At 44.9% G+C, this 21,485-nt stretch carries 19 protein-coding genes; 6 read left to right on the top strand and 13 right to left on the bottom strand.

Annotation, left to right across the window (positions count from 1 at the left end; translation table 11 throughout):
* Positions 1-11: 11 nt before the first annotated feature.
* On the bottom strand, positions 12-995 hold the full coding sequence (locus DW251_RS13945) for a nitronate monooxygenase family protein (RefSeq protein ID WP_021869873.1): 984 nt from the start codon (positions 993-995) through the stop codon (positions 12-14).
* Positions 996-1,300: 305 nt separating this feature from the next.
* Between DW251_RS13945 and DW251_RS13940 the strand changes: the two genes are divergently transcribed.
* Positions 1,301-2,104, top strand: a complete 804-nt coding sequence (locus tag DW251_RS13940; RefSeq protein WP_118301511.1) for an enoyl-CoA hydratase — start codon at positions 1,301-1,303, stop codon at positions 2,102-2,104.
* Positions 2,105-2,358: 254 nt separating this feature from the next.
* On the opposite strand, the gene DW251_RS13935 is transcribed toward DW251_RS13940, so the two are convergent.
* The 7 genes from DW251_RS13935 to DW251_RS13905 all read right to left on the bottom strand — a co-directional run bounded on the left by DW251_RS13935 (position 2,359) and on the right by DW251_RS13905 (position 10,797).
* Positions 2,359-3,675 carry a GntP family permease gene (locus DW251_RS13935; protein ID WP_021869871.1) on the bottom strand — a complete coding sequence of 439 codons (1,317 nt, stop codon included), beginning with the start codon at positions 3,673-3,675 and terminating at the stop codon, positions 2,359-2,361.
* A 216-nt stretch (positions 3,676-3,891) separates the two neighbouring features.
* The gene (locus DW251_RS13930; RefSeq protein ID WP_021869870.1) at positions 3,892-5,034 is read right to left on the bottom strand and encodes an acyl-CoA dehydrogenase family protein; all 1,143 of its coding nucleotides are present in this window, start codon (positions 5,032-5,034) and stop codon (positions 3,892-3,894) included.
* 59 nt (positions 5,035-5,093) lie between these two features.
* Positions 5,094-6,299, bottom strand: a complete 1,206-nt coding sequence (locus DW251_RS13925) for a CoA transferase (protein WP_118301510.1) — start codon at positions 6,297-6,299, stop codon at positions 5,094-5,096.
* Positions 6,300-6,357: 58 nt separating this feature from the next.
* Positions 6,358-7,332: a nitronate monooxygenase gene (locus DW251_RS13920; RefSeq protein WP_021869868.1), complete on the bottom strand. Its 975-nt coding sequence runs from the start codon at positions 7,330-7,332 to the stop codon at positions 6,358-6,360.
* 162 nt (positions 7,333-7,494) lie between these two features.
* A complete protein-coding gene (locus DW251_RS13915; protein ID WP_118301509.1) occupies positions 7,495-8,709 on the bottom strand; it encodes a CaiB/BaiF CoA-transferase family protein in 1,215 nt (404 codons plus the stop codon).
* 73 nt (positions 8,710-8,782) lie between these two features.
* Positions 8,783-10,084, bottom strand: a complete 1,302-nt coding sequence (locus DW251_RS13910) for a GntP family permease (protein WP_021869865.1) — start codon at positions 10,082-10,084, stop codon at positions 8,783-8,785.
* A complete protein-coding gene (locus DW251_RS13905; RefSeq protein ID WP_118301508.1) occupies positions 10,081-10,797 on the bottom strand; it encodes a flavin reductase family protein in 717 nt (238 codons plus the stop codon). The genes DW251_RS13910 and DW251_RS13905 overlap by 4 nt, the downstream gene beginning before the upstream one ends.
* 310 nt (positions 10,798-11,107) lie before the next feature.
* Here DW251_RS13905 and DW251_RS13900 point away from each other — a divergent pair, with 310 nt between their 5' ends.
* Positions 11,108-12,343, top strand: a complete 1,236-nt coding sequence (locus DW251_RS13900) for a CoA transferase (protein WP_182433632.1) — start codon at positions 11,108-11,110, stop codon at positions 12,341-12,343.
* Positions 12,344-12,422: 79 nt separating this feature from the next.
* On the opposite strand, the gene DW251_RS13895 is transcribed toward DW251_RS13900, so the two are convergent.
* Both DW251_RS13895 and DW251_RS13890 read right to left on the bottom strand, forming a co-directional pair.
* The gene (locus DW251_RS13895; RefSeq protein ID WP_182433631.1) at positions 12,423-13,283 is read right to left on the bottom strand and encodes a MaoC/PaaZ C-terminal domain-containing protein; all 861 of its coding nucleotides are present in this window, start codon (positions 13,281-13,283) and stop codon (positions 12,423-12,425) included.
* 97 nt (positions 13,284-13,380) lie between these two features.
* Positions 13,381-14,607 carry an acyl-CoA dehydrogenase family protein gene (locus tag DW251_RS13890; protein WP_021869861.1) on the bottom strand — a complete coding sequence of 409 codons (1,227 nt, stop codon included), beginning with the start codon at positions 14,605-14,607 and terminating at the stop codon, positions 13,381-13,383.
* A 301-nt stretch (positions 14,608-14,908) separates the two neighbouring features.
* Here DW251_RS13890 and DW251_RS13885 point away from each other — a divergent pair, with 301 nt between their 5' ends.
* Complete coding sequence (locus DW251_RS13885; protein ID WP_118301505.1) at positions 14,909-15,859, top strand: hypothetical protein; 951 nt, start codon at positions 14,909-14,911, stop codon at positions 15,857-15,859.
* An 81-nt stretch (positions 15,860-15,940) separates the two neighbouring features.
* Positions 15,941-16,531 carry a helix-turn-helix domain-containing protein gene (locus DW251_RS13880; protein WP_147352238.1) on the top strand — a complete coding sequence of 197 codons (591 nt, stop codon included), beginning with the start codon at positions 15,941-15,943 and terminating at the stop codon, positions 16,529-16,531.
* Positions 16,532-16,544: 13 nt separating this feature from the next.
* Here DW251_RS13880 and DW251_RS13875 read toward each other — a convergent pair whose 3' ends face one another.
* From DW251_RS13875 to DW251_RS13865, 3 genes are read right to left on the bottom strand one after another with little or no spacing between them, the layout of a single operon-like run.
* Positions 16,545-17,549 (bottom strand): electron transfer flavoprotein subunit alpha/FixB family protein, encoded by a 1,005-nt coding sequence (locus tag DW251_RS13875; RefSeq protein ID WP_118301503.1) that lies wholly within the window; start codon positions 17,547-17,549, stop codon positions 16,545-16,547.
* 14 nt (positions 17,550-17,563) lie between these two features.
* Positions 17,564-18,370, bottom strand: a complete 807-nt coding sequence (locus DW251_RS13870; protein ID WP_021869858.1) for an electron transfer flavoprotein subunit beta/FixA family protein — start codon at positions 18,368-18,370, stop codon at positions 17,564-17,566.
* Between the two features lie 46 nt (positions 18,371-18,416).
* Positions 18,417-19,196 (bottom strand): enoyl-CoA hydratase-related protein, encoded by a 780-nt coding sequence (locus DW251_RS13865; RefSeq protein ID WP_021869857.1) that lies wholly within the window; start codon positions 19,194-19,196, stop codon positions 18,417-18,419.
* 233 nt (positions 19,197-19,429) lie between these two features.
* On the opposite strand from DW251_RS13865, the gene DW251_RS13860 reads away from it, so the two are divergent.
* Positions 19,430-20,593, top strand: a complete 1,164-nt coding sequence (locus DW251_RS13860) for a CoA transferase (RefSeq protein ID WP_118301502.1) — start codon at positions 19,430-19,432, stop codon at positions 20,591-20,593.
* Between the two features lie 50 nt (positions 20,594-20,643).
* Complete coding sequence (locus tag DW251_RS13855) at positions 20,644-21,432, top strand: enoyl-CoA hydratase/isomerase family protein (RefSeq protein ID WP_118301501.1); 789 nt, start codon at positions 20,644-20,646, stop codon at positions 21,430-21,432.
* Positions 21,433-21,485 lie beyond the last annotated feature (53 nt).

Here is a 21,485-nt window from a genome sequence, read left to right as displayed (position 1 = left end):
CCTTTTGATCATTAATAAATAGAAGCCTTTAATCCGCCGATCACCTCTTCTGCTTCTGCTACCATGTCATCCATTAACTGCTGTACCGGCTTAATATCATCGATCAGGCCCATTGCCGGTCCTAATGCATAAATACCACCGTCAATATCGCCATTCTTATAGCATTTCTTGCTCAGTCTTCCTGCAATAACCGTCATCAGTTCTTCCAGAGTGGTTCCTCTCTTTTCCATTTCCAGAGTCAGCTTTGCTGCCATGTTGTTTGCAACACGGGCTGCATTGTGAATGGATTTCTGGATAATAACTGTATCTTTTTCTGTATGCTCTAACAGCCATTCCTTGTGGTTATCAGAGATCGGGCACTCCGTGGTTGCTACAAAACGTGTTCCCAGAACAACGCCCTGTGCGCCTAATGCCAGTGCTGCTGCCAGGCCTTTTCCATCTGCAACGCCGCCTGCTGCCAGCACCGGAACGCCATATTCTGCGCAAACCTTAGCTGCCTTGTTGGCAATAACGAAAGTACCGATTCCATCCATACTTGGATGTCCTGCTACCTCATAACCTGCAATGGTAATCACATCAGCGCCCTTTCTTGCCATGCTGGCTGCCACCTTTGCATTTGGGCTCTTGTGGATGATCTTAATACCTGCTTCTTTGCAGGCCGGCATAAATTCCACAGGGGAAGCACCTGCAAACTCAATAGCTGCAACGCCTTCTTTTGCACATACATCAATATACTTAAAGATCTCTTCGCCCTTTGTCAGATCCGGAACCAGGGAAATATTTACGATGAAAGGCTTATTATTAGTAAATTCTTTCATCTTGATCACATCTTCGTGGAATTCGTCTACACCTGGATAACAGGTAATGTTAATGGTTCCCATACCGCCTGCATTGCAGACTAAGGAAGCAAATTCAGCAATTCCTAAATGCTGCATACCGCCCTGGACGATTGGTTTCTCAATTCCAAACATTTCTGTGAATTTTGTTTTGATCATAACGTAACCTCCTGTTATACATGTTCTGTTATCTTTTGCTTTTCCCGGGTTTTTCACCCATACTTTTCATTTTCAGCATACAAAAAATACACTGACCGTATGATAATACTTTAACAGATTAAACCTTCTTAATCTATGTAGGAATGCACAAAGAACATTCCCCTTACCACCTGTTATTTTCGTAGGATTATCCATAGTTTGTACCGTGCAATCTGCATGCTTTTGCCTTATACTTAAAGCAGAAATGATTTCTCACTGGACTGATTTGGTTTGCTCTGGTGAAAAATATAACAGGAGGTATTTTTATGTATCAGTATGTTAAAACTTACATCGAAAATGGTGCAGGTTATATCATCCTCAATGACCCCAAAAAGTTAAATGCCTTAAGCCAGCCTATGGCAGCGGAGCTTTCCGAAGTTTTAGAGCAGTTCCGCTTTGACCCACAGATCCGCGTGATCGTGCTCCGGGGCGAAGGCGGCAGGTTCTGTGCAGGCGGTGACATTACTTCTATGAAGAAGCGTGTGGACTGTTATGCAGCCGGTATCCCTGCTCCAACCCAGACTAAGACCAACATGGCTAATTTCAACCACCTAGTCCTTTACATCCGCCAGATTGAAAAGCCTGTAGTTGCCTGGATCGAAGGTGCCTGCGCAGGCGGCGGAATGAGCCTTGCCATGGCCTGTGACTTTGCCATTGCAGAGGAAAACACAAAAATGTCCTTTGCCTTTTCTTCTATTGGACTGGCACCGGATATGGGAAGTTCCGTTCTTCTTACCCGCCGCGTTGGTCCTGCAAGAGCTGCCGATCTTTTTATGACAGGCAGACGTTTTACAGGAAAAGAAGCAGCTGATATGGGCATCATCACCCGTGCTGTACCAGCTGAAGAACTGGAAGAAAATGTAAAAAAACAGATTACTGCCCTGGCAAACGGACCTACTCTTTCCTATGCTGAGATCAAAGGCGGCATCAACCGCATCATGTACCCGGATCTTCACCAATGCATGAGTCTGGAAGCGGATTATGCAGACCGTCTGACCCATTCTGCCGACCATGCAGAAGCGGTAAATGCATTTTTAGAGAAGAGAAAGCCTGTATTCCAAGGGAAATAATGTATCGTAAACTCACGTCTTTGCGTTGGCACACTTATCTGCCTGCTGACGCAGGTGAGACCTTCACCAGCACACTGGACCTGTTCTTTGCAGGTCCCTTTTTATTTGCAAAACCTGAGTTAGCGAAACATAAAAACTCCCGGAAAACGCTTTTATCTAGCATTTTCCGGGAGTTTTATATACATGCCGTATGCGGAAGGTACGGCATGTTGTGGGGATTTCATTTTACGTTTCTATGTATCCTTAACCTGTGCTTACAGATAGAAACCTGCGGAGATCATAACAGCTGCGAAGCATGCCATAACGATCGGCAGTACCAGAGACAGGATAAAGTTGTTTATGTAAGCCTGTCTGTGGGTCAGCTTGGTTGTAGACAGCATAGTGATGATACCTGCGCTGTGCGGCAGTGTATCCAGACCAATGGAAGACATTGCAACCAGTCGGTGTAACTGAGGTCCAGGAATTCCTGTTGCGATGAAACGGTCAGCAAAGTTCTGAAGGGCGATGTTCTCACCAGAAGAAGCAGAACCGCAGATACCGGAACAAATATTAACTACTAATACGATCATAAATGGGCTGGTTCCAAAGTTATTTAAGCTGCCAACAATAGTCTGGAATCCAGGAACAGCTGCTACAACACCACCAAAGCCTGATGCACAGCAAACAGTGATCAGAGGCATGATAGCCTGTGGCATAGCGCCGGAGAAGATCTTCTTTAAATCCTGCTTGCGTGGATCATATAACAGCCATGCAACTACGCAGCCGCTGCAAAGAGCGATCACTGCACTCTGCTTTAATACATTTAATACAACGATAACAACGATCATTGGAAGTAAGCACTGCCATAATGGTTTTTCGTTCTCAACGCTTGCTTCTACTAACTGCTCTTTATCGATCAGTTCGCCAGTTGGGAAGAATCCTTCACCCTTCTTGTTAGTACGCTTGCACTGCCACCAGATATACAGGGAACCAATAGCAAATGTAATAATGGAGCTTAAGATACCAAGAACAGGTGCTGACATGGTAGTTGTTCCAAAATATTGCATTGGGATGATGTTCTGAATCTGCGGGGAACCAGGAAGCATACCGATGGTCACTGTGGAAGAACCAAGACAGGAGCAGGAGTACATCCACCAGGGAATGTTCAGATCCTTAAACAGTGAACGGGCAATTGCTACCAAGATGAATACTACTACGAATACGTTAACGCCGCCGTAGGTTAAGATCAGCTGGATCAGCGGAAGTACCATAACTGCCAGCCAACGCTGCATATCCGGATTTTTTGCTTTTTTTGCAATACGTGCAACCTTAACTGCAATAGAAGGTGCTGCACCGGAATCGCCCATGAAACGTGCAAATAATGCACTGAACAGGAAGATCAGGAAATATCCCTGCATGAATCCAACTGTCTTTGGCATAAATGCCTCAGTTAATGCTACGAATGGATTCATTCCTCCAAATACTGCTACTACCATAGCCGAAGCAATGGCAACGATGATCGTGTTGTAACCCATGTAAGCCAACAGGATGAACAACGCAAGTCCGATCACAATACCCAGTAAACTAATCATATCATTACCCCTCTCGTTTATTTATCGTTTCAGGTACCACACCCCCTGTTCTTCCGCATAAAGCAGGTCTTGAAACGATTTATTATGATGTAACTGACTATGACATAATAATAACAAACTCAGATTAAACCATCTATGTCACTACGCACAAAAATCGAAATTTGATTTTCGTTATTTTCTGGTCAAACCAACCTGTTAACCAAATAACAGGTTTTATTAACGCAGTAAAGACTTGGCAATAACCACTCTCTGGATCTCGTTGGTTCCCTCAATAATACGGTTTACACGGGAATCACGGTATAACTTGGAGATCAGATATTCATCGCAAAGACCATATCCGCCAAAGATCTGTAAAGCATCATCTGTGATCTTGCCGTATGCTTCCGTTACAAAGCATTTTGCAATAGAAGCCTCTTTGTTGCATGGCTTGCCCTGGTCAAGAAGCATGGTAGCATTGTATACCAGTCCGCGGCCGGCCTGGATCAGCATTTCCATGTTGGCAATCTTTTCCTGGATCATCTGTTTTGCGCAGATTGGTTTTCCAAAAGCAATTCTTTCCTTGGAATACTGGATTGCCAGGTCTCTTGCTAACTGGCATGCGCCAAGGCTGGAAGCCGCAATGATCGGTCTGGAAGCGGTAAGAACCTTCATAGCGTTGGCAAAGCCGCCTTCTTCTGTTCCGATCAGGTTAAATGCAGGGATCTCTACGTTATCAAAAATAACCTCTGCTGTATTGGAAAGACGCATACCGATCTTTTCAATCTTCTTTCCTACGGTAACACCTGGACGGTCTTTTTCTACAATGAATGTAGCCAGTCCTTTAGAGCCTTTGGAAGGATCTAAGGTTGCCACTACCAGGAATACACTTGCTAAAGAAGCATTGGTAATGAACATTTTTGTTCCGTTAATAACGTAACTATCCCCTTTGCGGACAGCCGTAGTACGGACAGCAGCACTGTCAGAACCTGCATCAGGCTCTGTCAGGCAGAAAGAGCTTAAATATCCCTTCTGGAGCAGGCCGGAATAATACTGCTTCTGCTCTTCATTTCCTGCTGCCATAACGATCTTTCCGCCCATGCTGGTTACATTGAACATACCCATAAAGGTACTTTCAACTTTTGCGCCTTCCTCGATCATCATAGCTGTAGTTGTGGTGTCCAGTCCCATGCCGCCGTACTCTTCCGGTACCTGCAGCATGTGCAGTCCCATTTCAATACCCTGTTCTATGATCTCCTGTGGATAATGGCCTTCTTTTTCCCATTCCAGCACATGCGGCTTGATCTCTTTGGTCATAAAGTCACGGATCAGCTCTACCAGGCTCTGCTGCTCTTCTGTTACATTAAATAATCCATTCTGCATATGGTTGATCTCCTTACTTTTAATCTCCGGTGAAAACTATATTTTCACTGTTCTGAAAACTATAAATTCTGGTGTGGCCAGCGCTCTTCCAGCTCTTTGATCTTTTCTTCGCTATAGCCTAATTCCTTGAACAACTCCACATTCTGCTCGCCCAGTAATGGCGCTCTCTTAAACTCAGGCGCTGTCTTTGACATGCTGCAGTTGCCGGTTCTTGTATAGAAGGTCTTCATCTTCATATCCGGCATAGTAGGTGCTTCTGAAATCCAGCCATTTTCACGGAAATCTTCGTTTGACCATGCCTGGTACTCATCCTGAACCTTGCAGCATGGGATACCGGCAGCATCTAAAGCTGCAAGTGCCTCGTCCTGTCCGGAGAAACTGTTGGTCAGCCATTCGTTAAATAATGGGATCAGAACCTTCTGATGACGTGCTCTGTCACCAACCTCCTGATATTCAGGATCTTCCTTCCACTCAGGTCTTCCCATCAGGTCACATAAGCTGTCCCAGATACGCTTTCCGGAAGCTGCCATAACGATATCACCGTCCTTGCAGTGGAATACTCCATATGGACACATAGTAGGATGATGATTTCCCTGACGTTTACTCATGCGCTCTTTGCCCAGATTACAGTGGATCAGAGGTGTGTTCATATATAACAGGGAACGAAGTAAGGATACATCTACATACTGGCCTTCCCCTGTATCTTTCCAGTGATATAAAGCAGTCATGGTGCTTGCAAACATATTTAAAGCACCAACCATATCTCCTAACGGGATGCCGCTTTTCTGGGGTGCTCCGTCTGCTTCACCTGTAACACTCATGATACCGGACATTGCCTGCGCGATAATGTCATATCCTGGCTTGGAAATAAGTCGTCCTGTCTGTCCATAAGTGGTAAGGGAAACATATACCATATCCGGTTTGACCTTGCATACACTTTCATAATCCAGACCAAATTTCTTCATGGTTCCGGGACGGAAATTCTCTAAGATCACCTGTGCAGTAGGGATCAGTTTCTTTACCAGTTCCAGTCCTTCCGGATCCTTCATATCCACTGCCAGTGATTTCTTTCCACGGTTGAACCAGCAGTATGTAAGGCTTTCACCGTCTACCATAGGCGGAAACTTTCTGCCGTCTTCTCCTCTTCCCGGACGTTCAATTTTAATAACTTCTGCGCCGTAATCAGCTAACATTGCTGCTGCAGTAGGTCCTGCTGCCATTGTTGTAAAATCCAGAACGCGGATTCCTTCCAGTGCTTTTCCCATATTTATCTTCTTCCTTTCCAAATTACTTTCCAGTTATTTTCATAACAGGCTTATTATCTTATAAACCAAGGCTGTTTAAACGTTTTAAACCTTCCTCTGCCTCTGCCATAATGGAGTCAATGATCTCCTTGCAGCTTTCTACCTCATGGATCAGGCCAGCAGCCGGTCCGACAGCGAACATACCGCCATCTACATTTCCGTCTGCATAAGCGGCTTTGCCAAGTTTTCCTGATATAACAGGCATCAGTTCCTGTAAGGTGGCTCCCTTTGCCTCTAACTCCAGGCACTTTCTTGCTGCTTCATTATTTGCAACGCGGACCATGTTTTTAATAGATTTCTGGCAAAGAACAGTCTGGTTCTCATTTGCATTTACGATCCAGTTTTTATGGTTTTCAGAGATCCAGCATTCCTTACTTGCTACAAAACGTGTTCCCATTACAACACCTTCGCATCCAAGGCTTAATGCTGCCAGTAAGCCTCTGCCATCTGCAATACCGCCTGCTGCCAGTACAGGAACCTTTACTTCTCTTGCTGTGCGGTTTGCCAGTACCATAGTTCCCACACCATCTGTATGAGGATGTCCTGCTACCTCAAAGCCAGCCATGGTAATAAGATCAGCACCCATGCTCTCTGCTTTCTTTGCATGCTTTACACAAGCTGCTTTATGGATCCATTTTACCTGATCCTTATGGGCATTTAATACATCTGCCAGCTCCTGAGGGCTTGCGCCTGCTGTTTCTACTGCTGTGACTCCTTCTTCCAGGATCACCTTAACCTGGTCAAAAAGCTCCTGTCCCGGATGGAGACTTGGGATCAGGGAAATATTTACTGCAAATGGTTTATCTGTTTTTGCCTTTACTTCTTTGATGGCCTTTCTTAAATCTTCCGGATCCGGATAAATAGTTACATTGATGGTTCCAAGACCGCCTGCTTCTGATACGGCAGCTGCCAGTTCAGGAACTCCCAGATGCTGCATTCCCCCCTGCATGATCGGATATTTAATCCCTAAAAGTTCTGTCATTCTTGTTTTCATTGATCTGCCTCTCCTTTACTTTATAAAATACACACGGTTTCCCCGCATGAATGCATTGCTTGTTATTAAAATAACATTTGAACCGCTGTAAAGATACAGCGGTTCATACAATTTTTTTATAAGTGCTTTCTTAAAAGTAATGGTTATATTAACCAAAAGCTTTTAAGAGTGCTGTTTTACGGCTCCAGCTTCTTTTAAATGAACGATCTCATCCTCTGAACAGCCAAGCTGTTTTAAGATCTCATCTGTGTGTTCTCCTGGCTTTGGCCCCCGTCCCGGGCCGGTTTCTCCCACACTTCTCATGTGAACCGGCGGCATGGACATCATAAATGGATGGCCGCTTTCATAGATATACTCCTTTACAAAGCCATTTGCCACAGCCTGAGGATCTGTTGCCAGCTCCCTGTAATGGCGCATACGGTCAAAGACGATATCCCTTTCTTTTAGTCTTGCCGCAATCTCATTATAGTTAAAATGACTAAAGGCTTCCTCCAGAAGCGGGATCAGCTGGGCCCTGTTTTTAGAGATCAGCGCAGCATTGGCAAACCGCTCATCTTCTGCCAGCTCCGGCACATTTAACGCCTCTGCTAACGGTTTCCAGTAGCGGTCATGCTGGGTAACAGCCAGGTGGAGCCATTCTCCGTCCTTGCATTTATAAAAAGTATAAAGAGCCCCCATTTCCGATCTCTTTTTAGGATAATGATAACCATACTGCTCAAAAGCAGACATCGTACCGCAAAGCCATACTGCATTGCCAAAAAGAGAAATTTCTACAAAATCGCCTTTTCCTGTACGCACCCTGTCAAAAAGCGCTGCACAGATACCGCCAAAAAGCGCAGCTCCTGTAGCTCCATCTCCGATACAGCCCGGGGCGCTTGCAGGATAGCCGCTGGGTTCTGCCATATCTGCCAACATTCCGGATCTTGAGAAAAAGGCAACACCGTCATATCCCGGTGCATCCACATCCGGGCCTGTCTGTCCGTATCCTGTTACCAGGCCATAGATCAGCTTTGGGAAACGGTCCTTTAACGACTCATAATCAAGACCGGATCTTACCAGGGATTTTAAACGGTTATTGGTAATAAATACATCCGCTTCATCTAAAAGATGGAACAAAATCTCTTTCCCTTCCGGTGTCTTGGTGTTCAACTGGATATCCTTTTTGCCCAGATTGTAAATGTCAAAAAGAGGATTTTCCTCATCTGTAATGGGAAGTCCACAGTTGGCACCGTAAAAACGCCATGGATCACCTGCAGTGCTTTCCACGCGGATCACATCCGCTCCCATTTCTGCCATCATTCTTCCTGCTGTCGGCGCTGCCACAAAACTGGCCAGTTCCACCACTTTCACTCCTTCTAATGGTTTGTGTGCGCTCATGATCTTTTCCTCCTGATCCTAAAAATGTTCTCCTGGGATGTTTCTGTGCCTGATCTTATACGAAGATCACCGGTCAGACGATCCCCATTTTAATACATAAAATAGATACAAACAAAGTAATAAAGCCTGGTATATAAGTTGACATCATATACATTTTCAGACATTCTGCATAGGGCATGCGAAGCACTGCCGCTGCATTGGGTATTCCCGCATTATGAGGCGCAATACTGGTAAAAGAAGTAAGCATCATCATGCGGTGGGCATTGCCTGCACTAAGTCCTGCCAGTGTGTACTGATCTAACATATGGGAACCGAAAGCCGGGATCGGTGCTGCTACAGATGCCATGATAAAGGCTGCTAAAAGTCCCATAAGACTTCCGCTCATCAGATGAGGCAGAGCAGACAGCATGTTCTGAAAATAGGTAAAACCTTCTATGTTTTTTACCACTGCGCCAATGGCATAGGTAGCGGAAACACTTAAAATGGGGCCATAGGCAGCAGTGATGCCCTGTGAAAGGCTTGTCTTTAGCTTTGGCAGCAGGTTCTTATGTCCTGTAATAACAGTAAGGATGCAGCCTGCAAATAATGCCTTTACTACATATACCTGAAATCCGGCACTCAGCACCAACACTACAGCTAAAGGAAGGATACTTGGAAGCAGTCCCGGAAGACAGTCTTCCGATAAACCTTCATCCAGATTGGCCATACGGATTCCTTCTCCCGATGGCAGGAACGCTTCCCCTTTTTTCTGTGTTATTTTTAACATGGTCCATAAAAACACCAGGGATACCGCCCAGAATGTGACCACTGCAACAATGGAAAGCTTCCAGCCCGCCATGGTGGTTGTGCCGCAGATATCCGTAGCATATACATTGCCCGCCTGAATAGAACCGGCCAGATAAGCGGCGCTTACAGTCTGTGCCCCGGCGCAGCAGTACAGCCGCCAGGGGGTATCTGTTTCCTCATAAATGGTCTTTGCAATAGGTAGTACCGTAAACACCACCACAAAACCGGAAATTCCCACATAACATAAGATAAAATACAAAACCGGAACTAAAAGCACACAGAAAAACTTCTGGTTGTTTTTGCTTTTTTTGATCAGCCCTGATAAGGACAAGGCGATCTTTTTTGCATTTCCCCCATCACTCATCAGCTTTCCCATAAGGGCACTTAAGAAAAACAGGAGGAAATAGCTTTGTAAAAAACCTGCCAGTCCCGGCAAATAAAATTCTTTTAAGCCGTCTAAAATACTGATCCCGGAAAACACAAACATAAGACAGCTGCTGGCAACTGCTGACAAGATCAGGTTAAAACCTTTAAATGCCAGCACTACAAACAGTAAAAGCCCCAGGATCATTCCTATGAAGCTGATCATAGGCTGTTTTCCTTTTTGTCTTTTTCAAGGTCTGCCTCATTTGGCTTTCTGCCTTCCATGGCTGCCATACGGGCTGCGCTGACTCCCGGAACCTTCATTGCAAAGGTATCTTCCATTACCCCGTAATCCCAGTATCCGGCTCTGCCGATCAGGCGCAGTTTCCTGTAATCCAGCTTTCCGTTTGGAAGGATGATCTCATCTGCCACATGGATCTCCACTACTTTTCCAATGATCAGATCCACAGTACCTTTTCCTCCTGCCATAGTCCCGGGAATACGGATGGTCTGCATGTATTCACACTCAAACTGGATGGGTGATTCTGATACTCGCTTTGCTGCCACTCTTACAGACTCTGCCTTGTGGAGTCCGGCTTTTTCAAATTCATCCTCTTCCGGCGCAAAACCGCTGGCTGTAATGTTCATCTGCTCCTTCAGATCATACGGAACTGCGTTATATACAAAGCAGCCTGTAGACTCAATATTGTTTACAGTATCCTTGCGGTGTACATGATCCGGCTCGTCTCCCCCCTGGTTAATAGCGATCATGACCATAGGCGGATCGTAGGAAAGGTTCTGGAACTGGCTGAAAGGCGCCAGATTATCAATTCCGTCCCTGCTTACAGTGGAGATCCAGCCAATCGGTCTTGGAGCTACACAGGCCTTAAATGGATTTAATGCCATCGGACATTCTTCGTTCTGCGGTGAGTAATGCATAAATAAGTCCCCCTTTGCGTATTATGTTTCTCTGACCATCCGCCCCGGCGGATGACCAGGGCTTTTTCACCCTTTTTCTGTTGTATTTAAGATACCAAAATCCCCCATTTTCCAACAACTGCAATTCATACAAAAAAGGCCATGTCAAAGTCCGTTTATTTTTAGACAATCTGGTTAAAACAACCACAATTTCTCACCCATGCTCTCTTTACTTTCGTAATCCATTCCATAGGATTTCTCTTTTTGGATTGATATTATATAGACAAAGAAACAAACTACTAAATAAAATTAATGTAACGGAGGAATGCATATGGAACAATATAAACCATTAAAAGGCGTCAAAGTGGTGGAATTATCTCTTATGGTAGCTTCTGCCAGCTGCGGACGTATGATGGCTGACTGGGGTGCAGACGTTATCAAACTGGAAAACACAAAAGGCGGTGACAATTTCCGTAAATGGCCGCTGTCCATCGGTGCTCCTGCAGATGATGATTTCGACCCGATCTTTGACAACTTAAACGCCAACAAGCGTGCTGTCAGCATTGACACCAGAACCAAAGAGGGCCAGGAGATCGTATACCGCCTGTTAGAAGATGCAGATGTATTCTTAACCAACTTAAGAACAGAAGCACTGCGCAAACAGGGCCTTGATTATGATACTTTAAAAGAAAAATTCCCAAAACTGGTTATGTGTCAGTTAGACGGCTATGGTCCAAAGGGTGAAGAAGCCGGAAGACCTGGTTATGACAACACTGCATTCTGGGCAAGAGGCGGCTTTATGTACAGCCAGGCTGTATATGGAGACAGCAATGATACCTATCCTGTTTACATGCCTATGGGCTTTGGTGATACCACCTGTGCCCTTGGTATGATGGCTGCTACTGTTTCCGCTGTTTTAAGCGCAAGACAGACCGGAAAAGGTGACCGCGTTTCCTTAAGCCTTTACGGAACTGCAGCATGGCTGGCAAACATCCTTGTTTCCGGTTCCCAGTATGGTTTTAAAATGCCAAAACGCAGAGAAAATTCCAGTCCCTTTGGTGCTCCTTTCAAATGCAGTGACGGCCGCTGGTTCATGCCTCAGGTTGTTGTATTTAACAGGGATACTCCTATTTTCTATCACCTTCTTGGTGCAGACGATATGATCGGTGATCCCCGTTATGCTACCAGGGCACAGTTTAATGATGTAAATATCTGCCGTCCTGTTATCGAACGTTTTGAGAAGATATTCGCTACAAAAACTGCCAAAGAATGGTATGACATGTTCAGCGCAGAAGGCCTCTGCTGCGAGATCTTAGCCCGTTACGAAGATGTCCTTACGGATCCACAGGCAATTGCCAATGATTTCGTCTACAAGATGAAATACGACAATGGCCAGGAAGCAACCCTGGTACGCACCTGCCTGCGCAGCGAACGCATGGGAACCCCGGAATTTAACCGCGGACCGATGCTTGGTGAACACACTGTATCTATCCTGAAAGAAGCCGGATATTCTGATGAAGAAATTGAGAAATATCTGTCTGAAGGAATCATCCGCCAGCATGACTAATCTGTTTATCCATAGAAAATAACTTTAAAGGGAGCGCCGGTTCAACCGGCAGCCCCCTTTTTTAGTTTGCCATGTTCTTTTATTTCCAGGTCATCCGTCCATAATCCAGAATCGCTTTTCCATCGCTGTCCTTTACCATACGGAATAATGCTTCATTTTCCCCTGTTTTCCATACATGAAGGGTAAAATGATCTCCCGGCAGTGCTACTGCGCGGAACTGGTTCTCAATGGATACCATGCGCTCCGGCTCTCCTGGGAATAATGCATCGATCATCATGCGGCAGGCATAGCCTAAGCTGCAAAGTCCATGAACAATAGGACGGTCAAAACCGGCTTTTTTTGCAAATGCAGGATCTGCATGGAGCGGGTATGTATCACCTGTCAGACGATACAGTAACGGCGCATTCTCCGGATATGCATCCTTTATCTCATAGTCAGCTTCTCTCTCCGGGATCACTACGGTGCTGTGAGGTACCTTCGGCCCGCCAAAACCACCGGCCCAGCGGTTTAAATAACCCATTGTATTGGTAAATACAGGATCTCCCGCCTCATCTTTTGCAATAATATCTACGTTGATCTTGGCTCCTTTTCCTTCTCCCCGGTCATATACGGCGCTGATCACCTTTTCCAGATGAAGTTTTCCTTCTTTTGAGATAGGCTTGTGGATCACCAGCTTATGATCCATATGTAAGGTGCCGTCAGAACGAAGTCCTTCGATCTTCTTTGTAGGCATTAACGGCTGCTCTGAATATGGTTCTGTTCCAAAGGTAGCTGTACATGGGATCACACCAAAGGTAGGTACTGCCTTCAAGCCCTTTTCATACACATATTCCAGCTCTTCCTGCTTTGCCCCAACACTTAAATTATAAAGGATCAGATCTCTCCAGGTATAGGAAAAATCCTGCTCTACGGATAAACCAACTGCAGACTCATCTAACATAAAAGTAACCTCCTCATCTTCCTCTGAACATAAAGGCTGCTGCAAAACATTTTTCCTATTTTGCGGCAGCCTCACTTTCATCTATGTATCCTGAGCATTATTTAATTTTGTTCTTACGGATCACATTGCCGCTGATAACTACTCTCTGGATCTCATTGGTTCCTTCAAAGATCTGGAAGATCTTCGCATCACGCATCAGCTTCTCAACCGGGTAATCACGCATATATCCGTATCCGCCTAAGATCTGGACTGCTTCTGTAGTAACGCGGTTTAATGCATCTGAGCAGTAGCACTTAGCGATCGGGCCTAAAGTTGCTGCTAAAGGATCACCTGCATCTAACAGTGCTGCTACCTTCATACCGATAGCACGGCTGGTCTCAATGGCGATCTCCATATCTGCGATCTTGGAGGAAATAGCCTGGTTCTTGTAAATTGGCTTGCCCATGGTAGTACGCTCCTGGGCATATTTTACGCATACTTCCATAGCTGCCTTCATAATGCCTACACAGCCGCTTCCTACGCCTGCACGGCCCTGCTCCAGAGTCTTCATGGCAATTTTAAAGCCTTCGCCCTCTTTGCCAATCAGTGCAGATGCAGGGATATGTACATCTTCAAATAATACATCACAGGTAGCAGACTGACGGATACCCATCTTATCTTCATGCTTGCCAATGCTGATGCCTGGCAGATGTGCATCTACTAAGAACATGGTCAGTCCCTTATACCCAAGACTTCTGTCAATAGAAGCAACTACACACATAAAGTCTGCATAGCATGCGTTGGTGATAAAGCACTTACGTCCGTTTAAAACATACTCTTTTACATTTCCATCTTCATCTAAAATCTTATCAGCTGTAGTCTTGCATGCACCTGCATCGGATCCTGCTTCCGGCTCAGTCAGAGCAAAAGCTGCAAATCCGCTGCGTTTCTTTGGCCAGCGTGGATCTCTTCCCGGCTTATCGCTTGTTAAAATTTCTACACACCATTTTTTCTGCTCTTCCGTTCCCGCGATCAGAACCGGCTTGATACCCAGATTGTTGGTTCCACATGTTAATCCAAAACCTGCATCACCATACATCAGCTCCTCACGGATCCATGCTGCAGATACATTGCTCAGTCCCTGGCCGCCGTACTCTGCCGGCAGATCTGCACATACAAGACCCATTTCAAATGCCTTGTTGTAAGCATCCCAGTCCAGTTCACCGGAAATATCGTGCTCTGCTGCCTTTGGACGAACCTCCTTTAAAACGAAGTCATGGACCATATCCACGATTTCCTTATCCTCACCTGTTAATACCAATCCTGCTGCCGCTGTATCCAGCATACGATTACCACCTTTCTCCTTGAATATTTTATGGACTCCAAAAACCCGGTTGTAAACTGCGTTCCAGGAGCATGTTTGTATTTCATATCTCTATGTGAATATAATAACAGATTCCCTTCATTCCTCACACGTTTACACCTACAAAAAAGGGGTGTTTCAAAATATGCTGTTGTGGTCAAAATAACCATGAAATTTTGCACAGTTTCTGCTATACTGTATTTGTTGTATTCTGTCCTCATGAAATTATGGGGTATTTTACACACATTATCATTGTTAATTTATTTACGAAAGGGGATTTACCATGAAGCTGGCTCAGTGTATTATTCTTGATCTTTTAAAAGACTATGATCCTGTACCCATTCTGCCTGAAACATGTGATTTTCATTTTTCCGGTGTACAGCTTTTAGATCAGGATAATCCTACCGACGATCCATCCATTCTTTACATAGGAACAACTACCCAGATTTCTTCCTTTGATACAGAAAAATTAAAAGACTTCTGCATCATCTGTATTGGAAAAAAAGAAGACGTTTCTTCTTATATAGAAAACTATCAGGCAAATTTGATTCTGATCCCTGAAAACCATTCTCTTGCTTCCGTAGTCAACACTCTTTACACCGGCTTTCACCGCATTTTAAGATGGGATGCCGAACTGCAGAATGCTATCCTTAGCAAGCAGAATTACCAGTCCCTTTTCTCCATTGGCGGCCGTTTCTTTGGAAAAAATGTCATGCTCATGGTCAATTCTTCCTATAATGTCATCGGCGCCAACCTACTAGAAGCACCTGGCCATGAAAAGCTGGATTTCATTCTGAAAAACGGTTACTATTCCAAAGATCTTACGGATGGACTGGCACAGATGGGCTATATGGCAAAAGGATTCCAGTATAAAACACCTACTATCTTAAATCCGCCCAACTATATGAATTGCCCTATCATGGTTCTTTCCATGCATGCAGATAACGGCATTTTTCTTGGTTTTATCACCATTTACTTTATTGAAAGCCAGCCAACTGCCACTCAGTTTGAGCTTTTCTCCCATTTTGCCAAAATGATCCGCTGCTATTATCTGAAAAACAGCGAAGAAAATGCTTCCACTCCAACACCCCTTGAGTCCTTTATGAGCGATCTGATCAACCACACCCAGGAAGATGAAGCATTTATGCAGGACAGAGCCCGTACACTGCATCTCCCAATAGAAGCCACCTACCGTCTCTGCGTGATCAAATGGGATAAATTCATCCTCCCATAGGCTGACTATGTAAGGAACCGTTTAAGAAGCTGCTTAAAATTCCCGCTGTTTCGCGTAGTCCTTTATCACGATTCCATCCTTTTGCTGCTTCAGGGAAATATCCCCAGCTTAAAGGTCATGGAAGAGATCAATGACTCCATGGGTGAATTCAGCGAAGTATTAAAGATCTGCCACGGATATGCCAGCTTTTCCACTGCCAGCTTTCCTCTTATGAAATTAAATATTGCTTATCAGCAGGCACTTACAGCAGTCCGCTACGGCACCATGTTAAACCCAGATAAGGGCATTTACTTCTATTCCCATTATTATATTTATGAAATGCTGGATGAATATAAGAAACGTTATGCATTAGAAGATATGTATATCCAGAAACTGAAGGAACTGAAAAATCCTTCAGAAGAGCATTATGACAATCTTTCCCTTTTACGCAACTATCTGCTCACGGAGCGCAGTATTTCTTCTACTGCAAAGATCATGCACATGCACAGAAACAGCGTGATCTACCGTCTGGGAAAGATCCAGGAAGCATTAGGCTTTGACTTAAATGACCCGGATGTAAGGCTTCGTGTTCTGATCTCCTTTAAGATCCTGGAACTGATAAGTGGCCATATAGAACCACTGCCCTGCATCGATGGTCAGCAGGGCAGTGAGTCTTTTAACTTTTATGAATAATAGAGAGTATGGATTATGCTTTTAATTTCCTGATCTCTGCTGTCAGTGTTGGCAGTACATCAAAGAGATTTCCTACAATACCGTAGTCAGCAGCTTTGAAGATAGGTGCTTCCGGGTCTTTATTGATAGCAACGATGCAGTCAGATCCGGACATACCTGCTAAATGCTGGATGGCACCTGAGATACCACATGCAATGTAAAGCTTTGGTCCTACAGTCTTACCTGTCTGGCCTACCTGATGTGCATGTCCGATCCATCCGGCATCAACTGCTGCACGGGATGCGCCTACGGCTCCGCCTAATACTTCTGCCAACTCTTCGCAAAGCTTAAAGTTTTCAGGACCGCCCATTCCGCGGCCGCCTGCTACGATCACTTCTGCATCTTCCAGATTTACCACACCAGCTGCTGCTTCCCTGATGGATTCTAACAGCTTAGTACGGATCTTTTCAGCTGGAACAGTCACTTCTTCTGTAATGACTTCCACTTCTTTTCCCTCTACCGGTGTCTTCTTAAATACGCCTGGGCGTACAGTACCGATCTGAGGTCTTGTATTCGGGCACATGATCACTGCCATCAAGTTTCCGCCAAATGCCGGTCTTGTCCATGCTACGTTTCCGCTTTCTGCATCATAATCCAGACTGGTACAGTCAGCTGTCAGACCTGTACGCAGACGGCAGGACAGTCTTGGAGCAAAATCACGGCCATTGTTGGTAGCACCGATCAGGATGGCACTTGGCTGATATTTTTCAACTAAACTGGTCATTGCATAGGTATATGCGTCAAAGCTGTATTTCTCATATTCGCCACCGGATACACTGATGATCTGGTCAGGTCCATATCCCTTTATCTGCTCAATTGCTTCCGCATTGTCCTTGCCAAATACAACGGCAACTAACTTCTCACCGGATTTTTCCGCTAACATACGGCCCGGATTTAACAGCTCCAGACCTACACTTTTTGTTTTTCCTTCATCTGTTTCAATGAATACCCAGATATTTTTATTTGTAAACTCGCTCATAGTCCTCACACCTCTCAGATAATCTTGGCTTCGCTCAGTAAAGCAGCCAGTTTTACAGCAGATTCACTGCCGGTCTCCTCATTTAAGATCACCGCATCCTTTGTCTGGACAGGTGTAAATGTCTTTTTAACCTTGGTAGGAGAACCATTTAAGCCCAGTCTCTCCGGCTCGCATACCATATCCGGATCACTGTTGGTAATCTCTTCGATCACTGCTCTGTTTGCAGCCATTTTACTCTTAATGGTTGGATAACGTGGATCATAAGTGGTCTTGGTCACTGTAACCAGTGCAGGTAAAGAAACCTCTACCAAATCATGTCCTTCGTCTGTATCTCTTGTAACATGAAGCTTTCCATCTGCCATTTCTACTGCTGTAGCTAAGGTTACATGAGGCAGATCCATGTGCTCTGCGATCTCAGGTCCAACCTGTGCTGTATCACCGTCAATAGCCTGTTTTCCACAGAAGATCAGATCAAATTTCTCACCTGTCTTAGCTTCTACTGCTGCAATAGCCCTGCTTAAAATATAGCTGGTAGCCAGTGTATCAGAACCGCCAAATGCTCTGTCAGTTACTAAAAATGCCTGATCTGCGCCTACTGCCAGACACTCCTTTAATGCATTCTTTGCCTGAGCCGGGCCCATGCTGATAACGATGACTTTTCCGCCTTCTTTTTCCTTTAAACGTACTGCCATTTCCAGTGCGCACGCGTCAAAAGGATTAACGATACTTGGAACGCCTTCACGAATCAATGTGTGCTTAACAGGATCGATCTTGATCTCTGTTGTATCCGGCACCTGCTTAATACAAACCAAAATATTCATACTTTCCACCTCTGTTTTATAAGATAATGATGTTTATTAACTTACTTTATTTGCCCTTATACTCAGGAGTTCTCTTCTCCAGGAATGAACTTACGCCTTCTAATTTATCTTCTGTACTGCACAGAGTGCTGAGAGCTAACATTTCAAGAAGTTCTCCCACATCCTGGCTGGATGACATGGATGCCTGTACCACACGTTTTGCAATGCGGATGGCAACCGGTCCCTTTGCGATCAGCTTAGAAGCCATTTTCTTAGCTTCTGCCATCAGATCTGTCTTTGGCACACACTTAGTGGCAAGTCCGATCTGTACTGCTTCCGGTCCACCGATCTTGCGTCCTAAAAGGATCACATCCTGGGCTCTTCCCAGTCCGATCAGTCTTGCAAGTCTCTGGGTTCCGCCGGCTCCCGGTAAAAGTCCCAATCCTGTTTCAGGAAGTGCAAATAATGCATCTTCTGATACAACACGGAAATCGCAGGCAATCGCTGTTTCACAGCCGCCGCCAAATGCATATCCATTTACTGCCGCGATCACTGGTTTGGAGCATTTCTGGATCAGATCCAGTGCTTTCTGTCCTGCGCCGCCTAAGCAGTCTGTAGATTTCTTTGTTTTCAGGCTGTTAAGATCTGCACCTGCTATAAATGCCTTCTCTCCTGCGCCTGTTACGATAATTACCTTTACTTCATCGGCCTTATCCGCCCATGTGAAAAACTGGTTCATCTCTGCCCATGACAGATCATTTAAAGCGTTCATCTTCTCCGGCCGGTTGGCAGTAAACACTGCGATACCCTGCTCGTCGATCTCCAGCTTAAAATTCTGGTATTCCATAAAATATGAAACCTCCCTTCATATCTGCTGTTATAATATTAACTATTTTTCGGTTCTATTTCATCTTCATATTTTCCAAAAATAAATTTCTTCCCGCAGTCCTGATTTGTACTTTTTAACCTTAATTTCCCAATACCGTTTTGTTAAAATATAAACTATCAAAGATGGGATTATTATATATCTACAGCCTTCCGGCTGTAGATCCATAAAAAACAGAGGAGGTATTTATCATTATGAAACCATTGGAAGGGATTACCGTAGTAGAGCTTTCTACTTATATTGCAGCCCCCTCATGCGGACGTATTTTAGCAACACAGGGCGCACGGGTTATCAAAGTAGAGTCACCAGCAGGGGATGTGGAACGTAAATTCGGTCCTACTTTATTCTGTCCTGCAAACGATGAGGAAAACCCCATCTATGACACCTTAAACGGCGGAAAAGATCACCTGATGCTGGATCTTAAGAAACCGGAAGATATGGAACGCTTCCATAAATTATTAGCAAAAGCGGATGTATTTGTTACCAACAACCGTCTTCAGGCCTTAAAGAAAATGAGACTGGACTATGATTCCTTAAAAGAGCGCTATCCAAAACTGGTCTATGCCATCCTGTTAGGCTATGGCGAAAAGGGTCCAAAAGTCAACTTACCAGGCTTTGATGCCATTGCCATGTTTGCAACTGGTGGTCTGATCCAGGATATGATGGTAGATGCTCCTGGAAGCTATCCTGTATACCTGCCAATGGGCTTTGGTGACCTGGTATGCGGAACTGCTTTAGCAGGCGCTATCGGAACTGCATTATATGGAAGGACTCAGAGCGGGAAAGGTGATTATGTATCCATTTCCCTGTACGGCGCAGCTATGTGGATGTTCAGCGTCATGTCTACCGGTACCCAGTTTGGCTACAAGTGGCCAAGAGGACGTTATCAGGGCGGACCTATGGGCGTTCCTTATAAGACAAAAGATGGCCGCTGGATCCTTCCTGTTGTCAATGAATATGAACGCTACTGGAGACCATTCTGCCAGGCAGTTGGCGCCGAGGAAATCATGGACGATCCAAGATACTGCACCAAGCAGGCAACCTTTGATCCGAAGAACCGTGAAGACTGCATCCGCTATTTTGAAGACTGCTTCTCTAAGTTAAATGCAGATGAAGTTCTTCCAAAACTGGAAGCCATCGACATCGTTGTCAGCGAACTGGCTCATTTTAAGGATAACCACACTAGTGAACAGGCTCTTGTAAATGGCTTTATGAGTCCTATCACCTACCCAAACGGCGACCAGATCACACTGGCAATGCCGCCGATCAAAATGGGTTGCGTAGAACAGCCGCATGCTGAAAAAGCACACAAGATTGGTGAAGACAATGAAAAGCTCTTTAAAGAGTTCGATTTATAATATTTTCGTATAGCATTTTCGCATAATCATTTTATGGAAAGGAAACTATCATGGATTATCAGTACATATTAATAGACGTAAAAGACCGTATCGCTACCGTTACCATCAACCGACCGGAATACAGCAACGCATTTGCAAGAGAATCCTATTATGAGATTGCAGATGCCATGAATACCTTAGGTGCAAGAGACGATGTAGGCGTTATCGTTATCACAGGCGCAGGAAAACATTTCTCTGCAGGTGGCGATATCAAACGTTTTAAAATGTTAGTAGATACAAAGACCTACTTAAAAGCAGAAGATATCGAAGCAGTCAGCGCTATGCCAATATCCATCCGCAACTGCCCGAAGCCTGTGATCGCTATGATAAACGGTGTCGCAACCGGCGCCGGATTAAGCTGCGCCCTTGCCTGCGATTTCCGTATCGTAGAACCATCCAGTAAAATGATCATGGCTTTCGTAAATATGGGACTTTGCGGTGATAATGAAAGCATCTACACTCTCACACGTTTATTAGGGCCTGACAAAGCAGAACTGATGATGATGACCGGCGATGCCTATAAAGGCGAACAGTGTGTAAAGATCGGCCTTGCAACTGTTTTGGCAGAAGATGGAAAACTGGCAGAGACCACTTATGCACTAGCCGCAAAACTGGCTGCAAAATCATCCACTGCCCACGCCAGCCAGAAACGCCTGATCCGCAAGTACTTCTACGGTGACATGGAAAAATTTGCAAAAGACGAAGGTATGGAAATAGCTGCCAATTCCCGCCAGCCTGATTTCACAGAAGCTGTCAATGCTTTTATTGAAAAGAGAATGCCTGTTTACAATCAGAAATAAATCAAGATATCAAAAAAGCGCCCCCTGCATTTGCAGGAGGCGTTTTTTGCTAC

This window comes from Clostridium sp. AM22-11AC (assembly GCF_003473545.1).
Taxonomy (GTDB): domain Bacteria; phylum Bacillota; class Clostridia; order Lachnospirales; family Lachnospiraceae; genus Enterocloster.
This window is presented reverse-complemented; position numbering and strand designations above follow the sequence as displayed.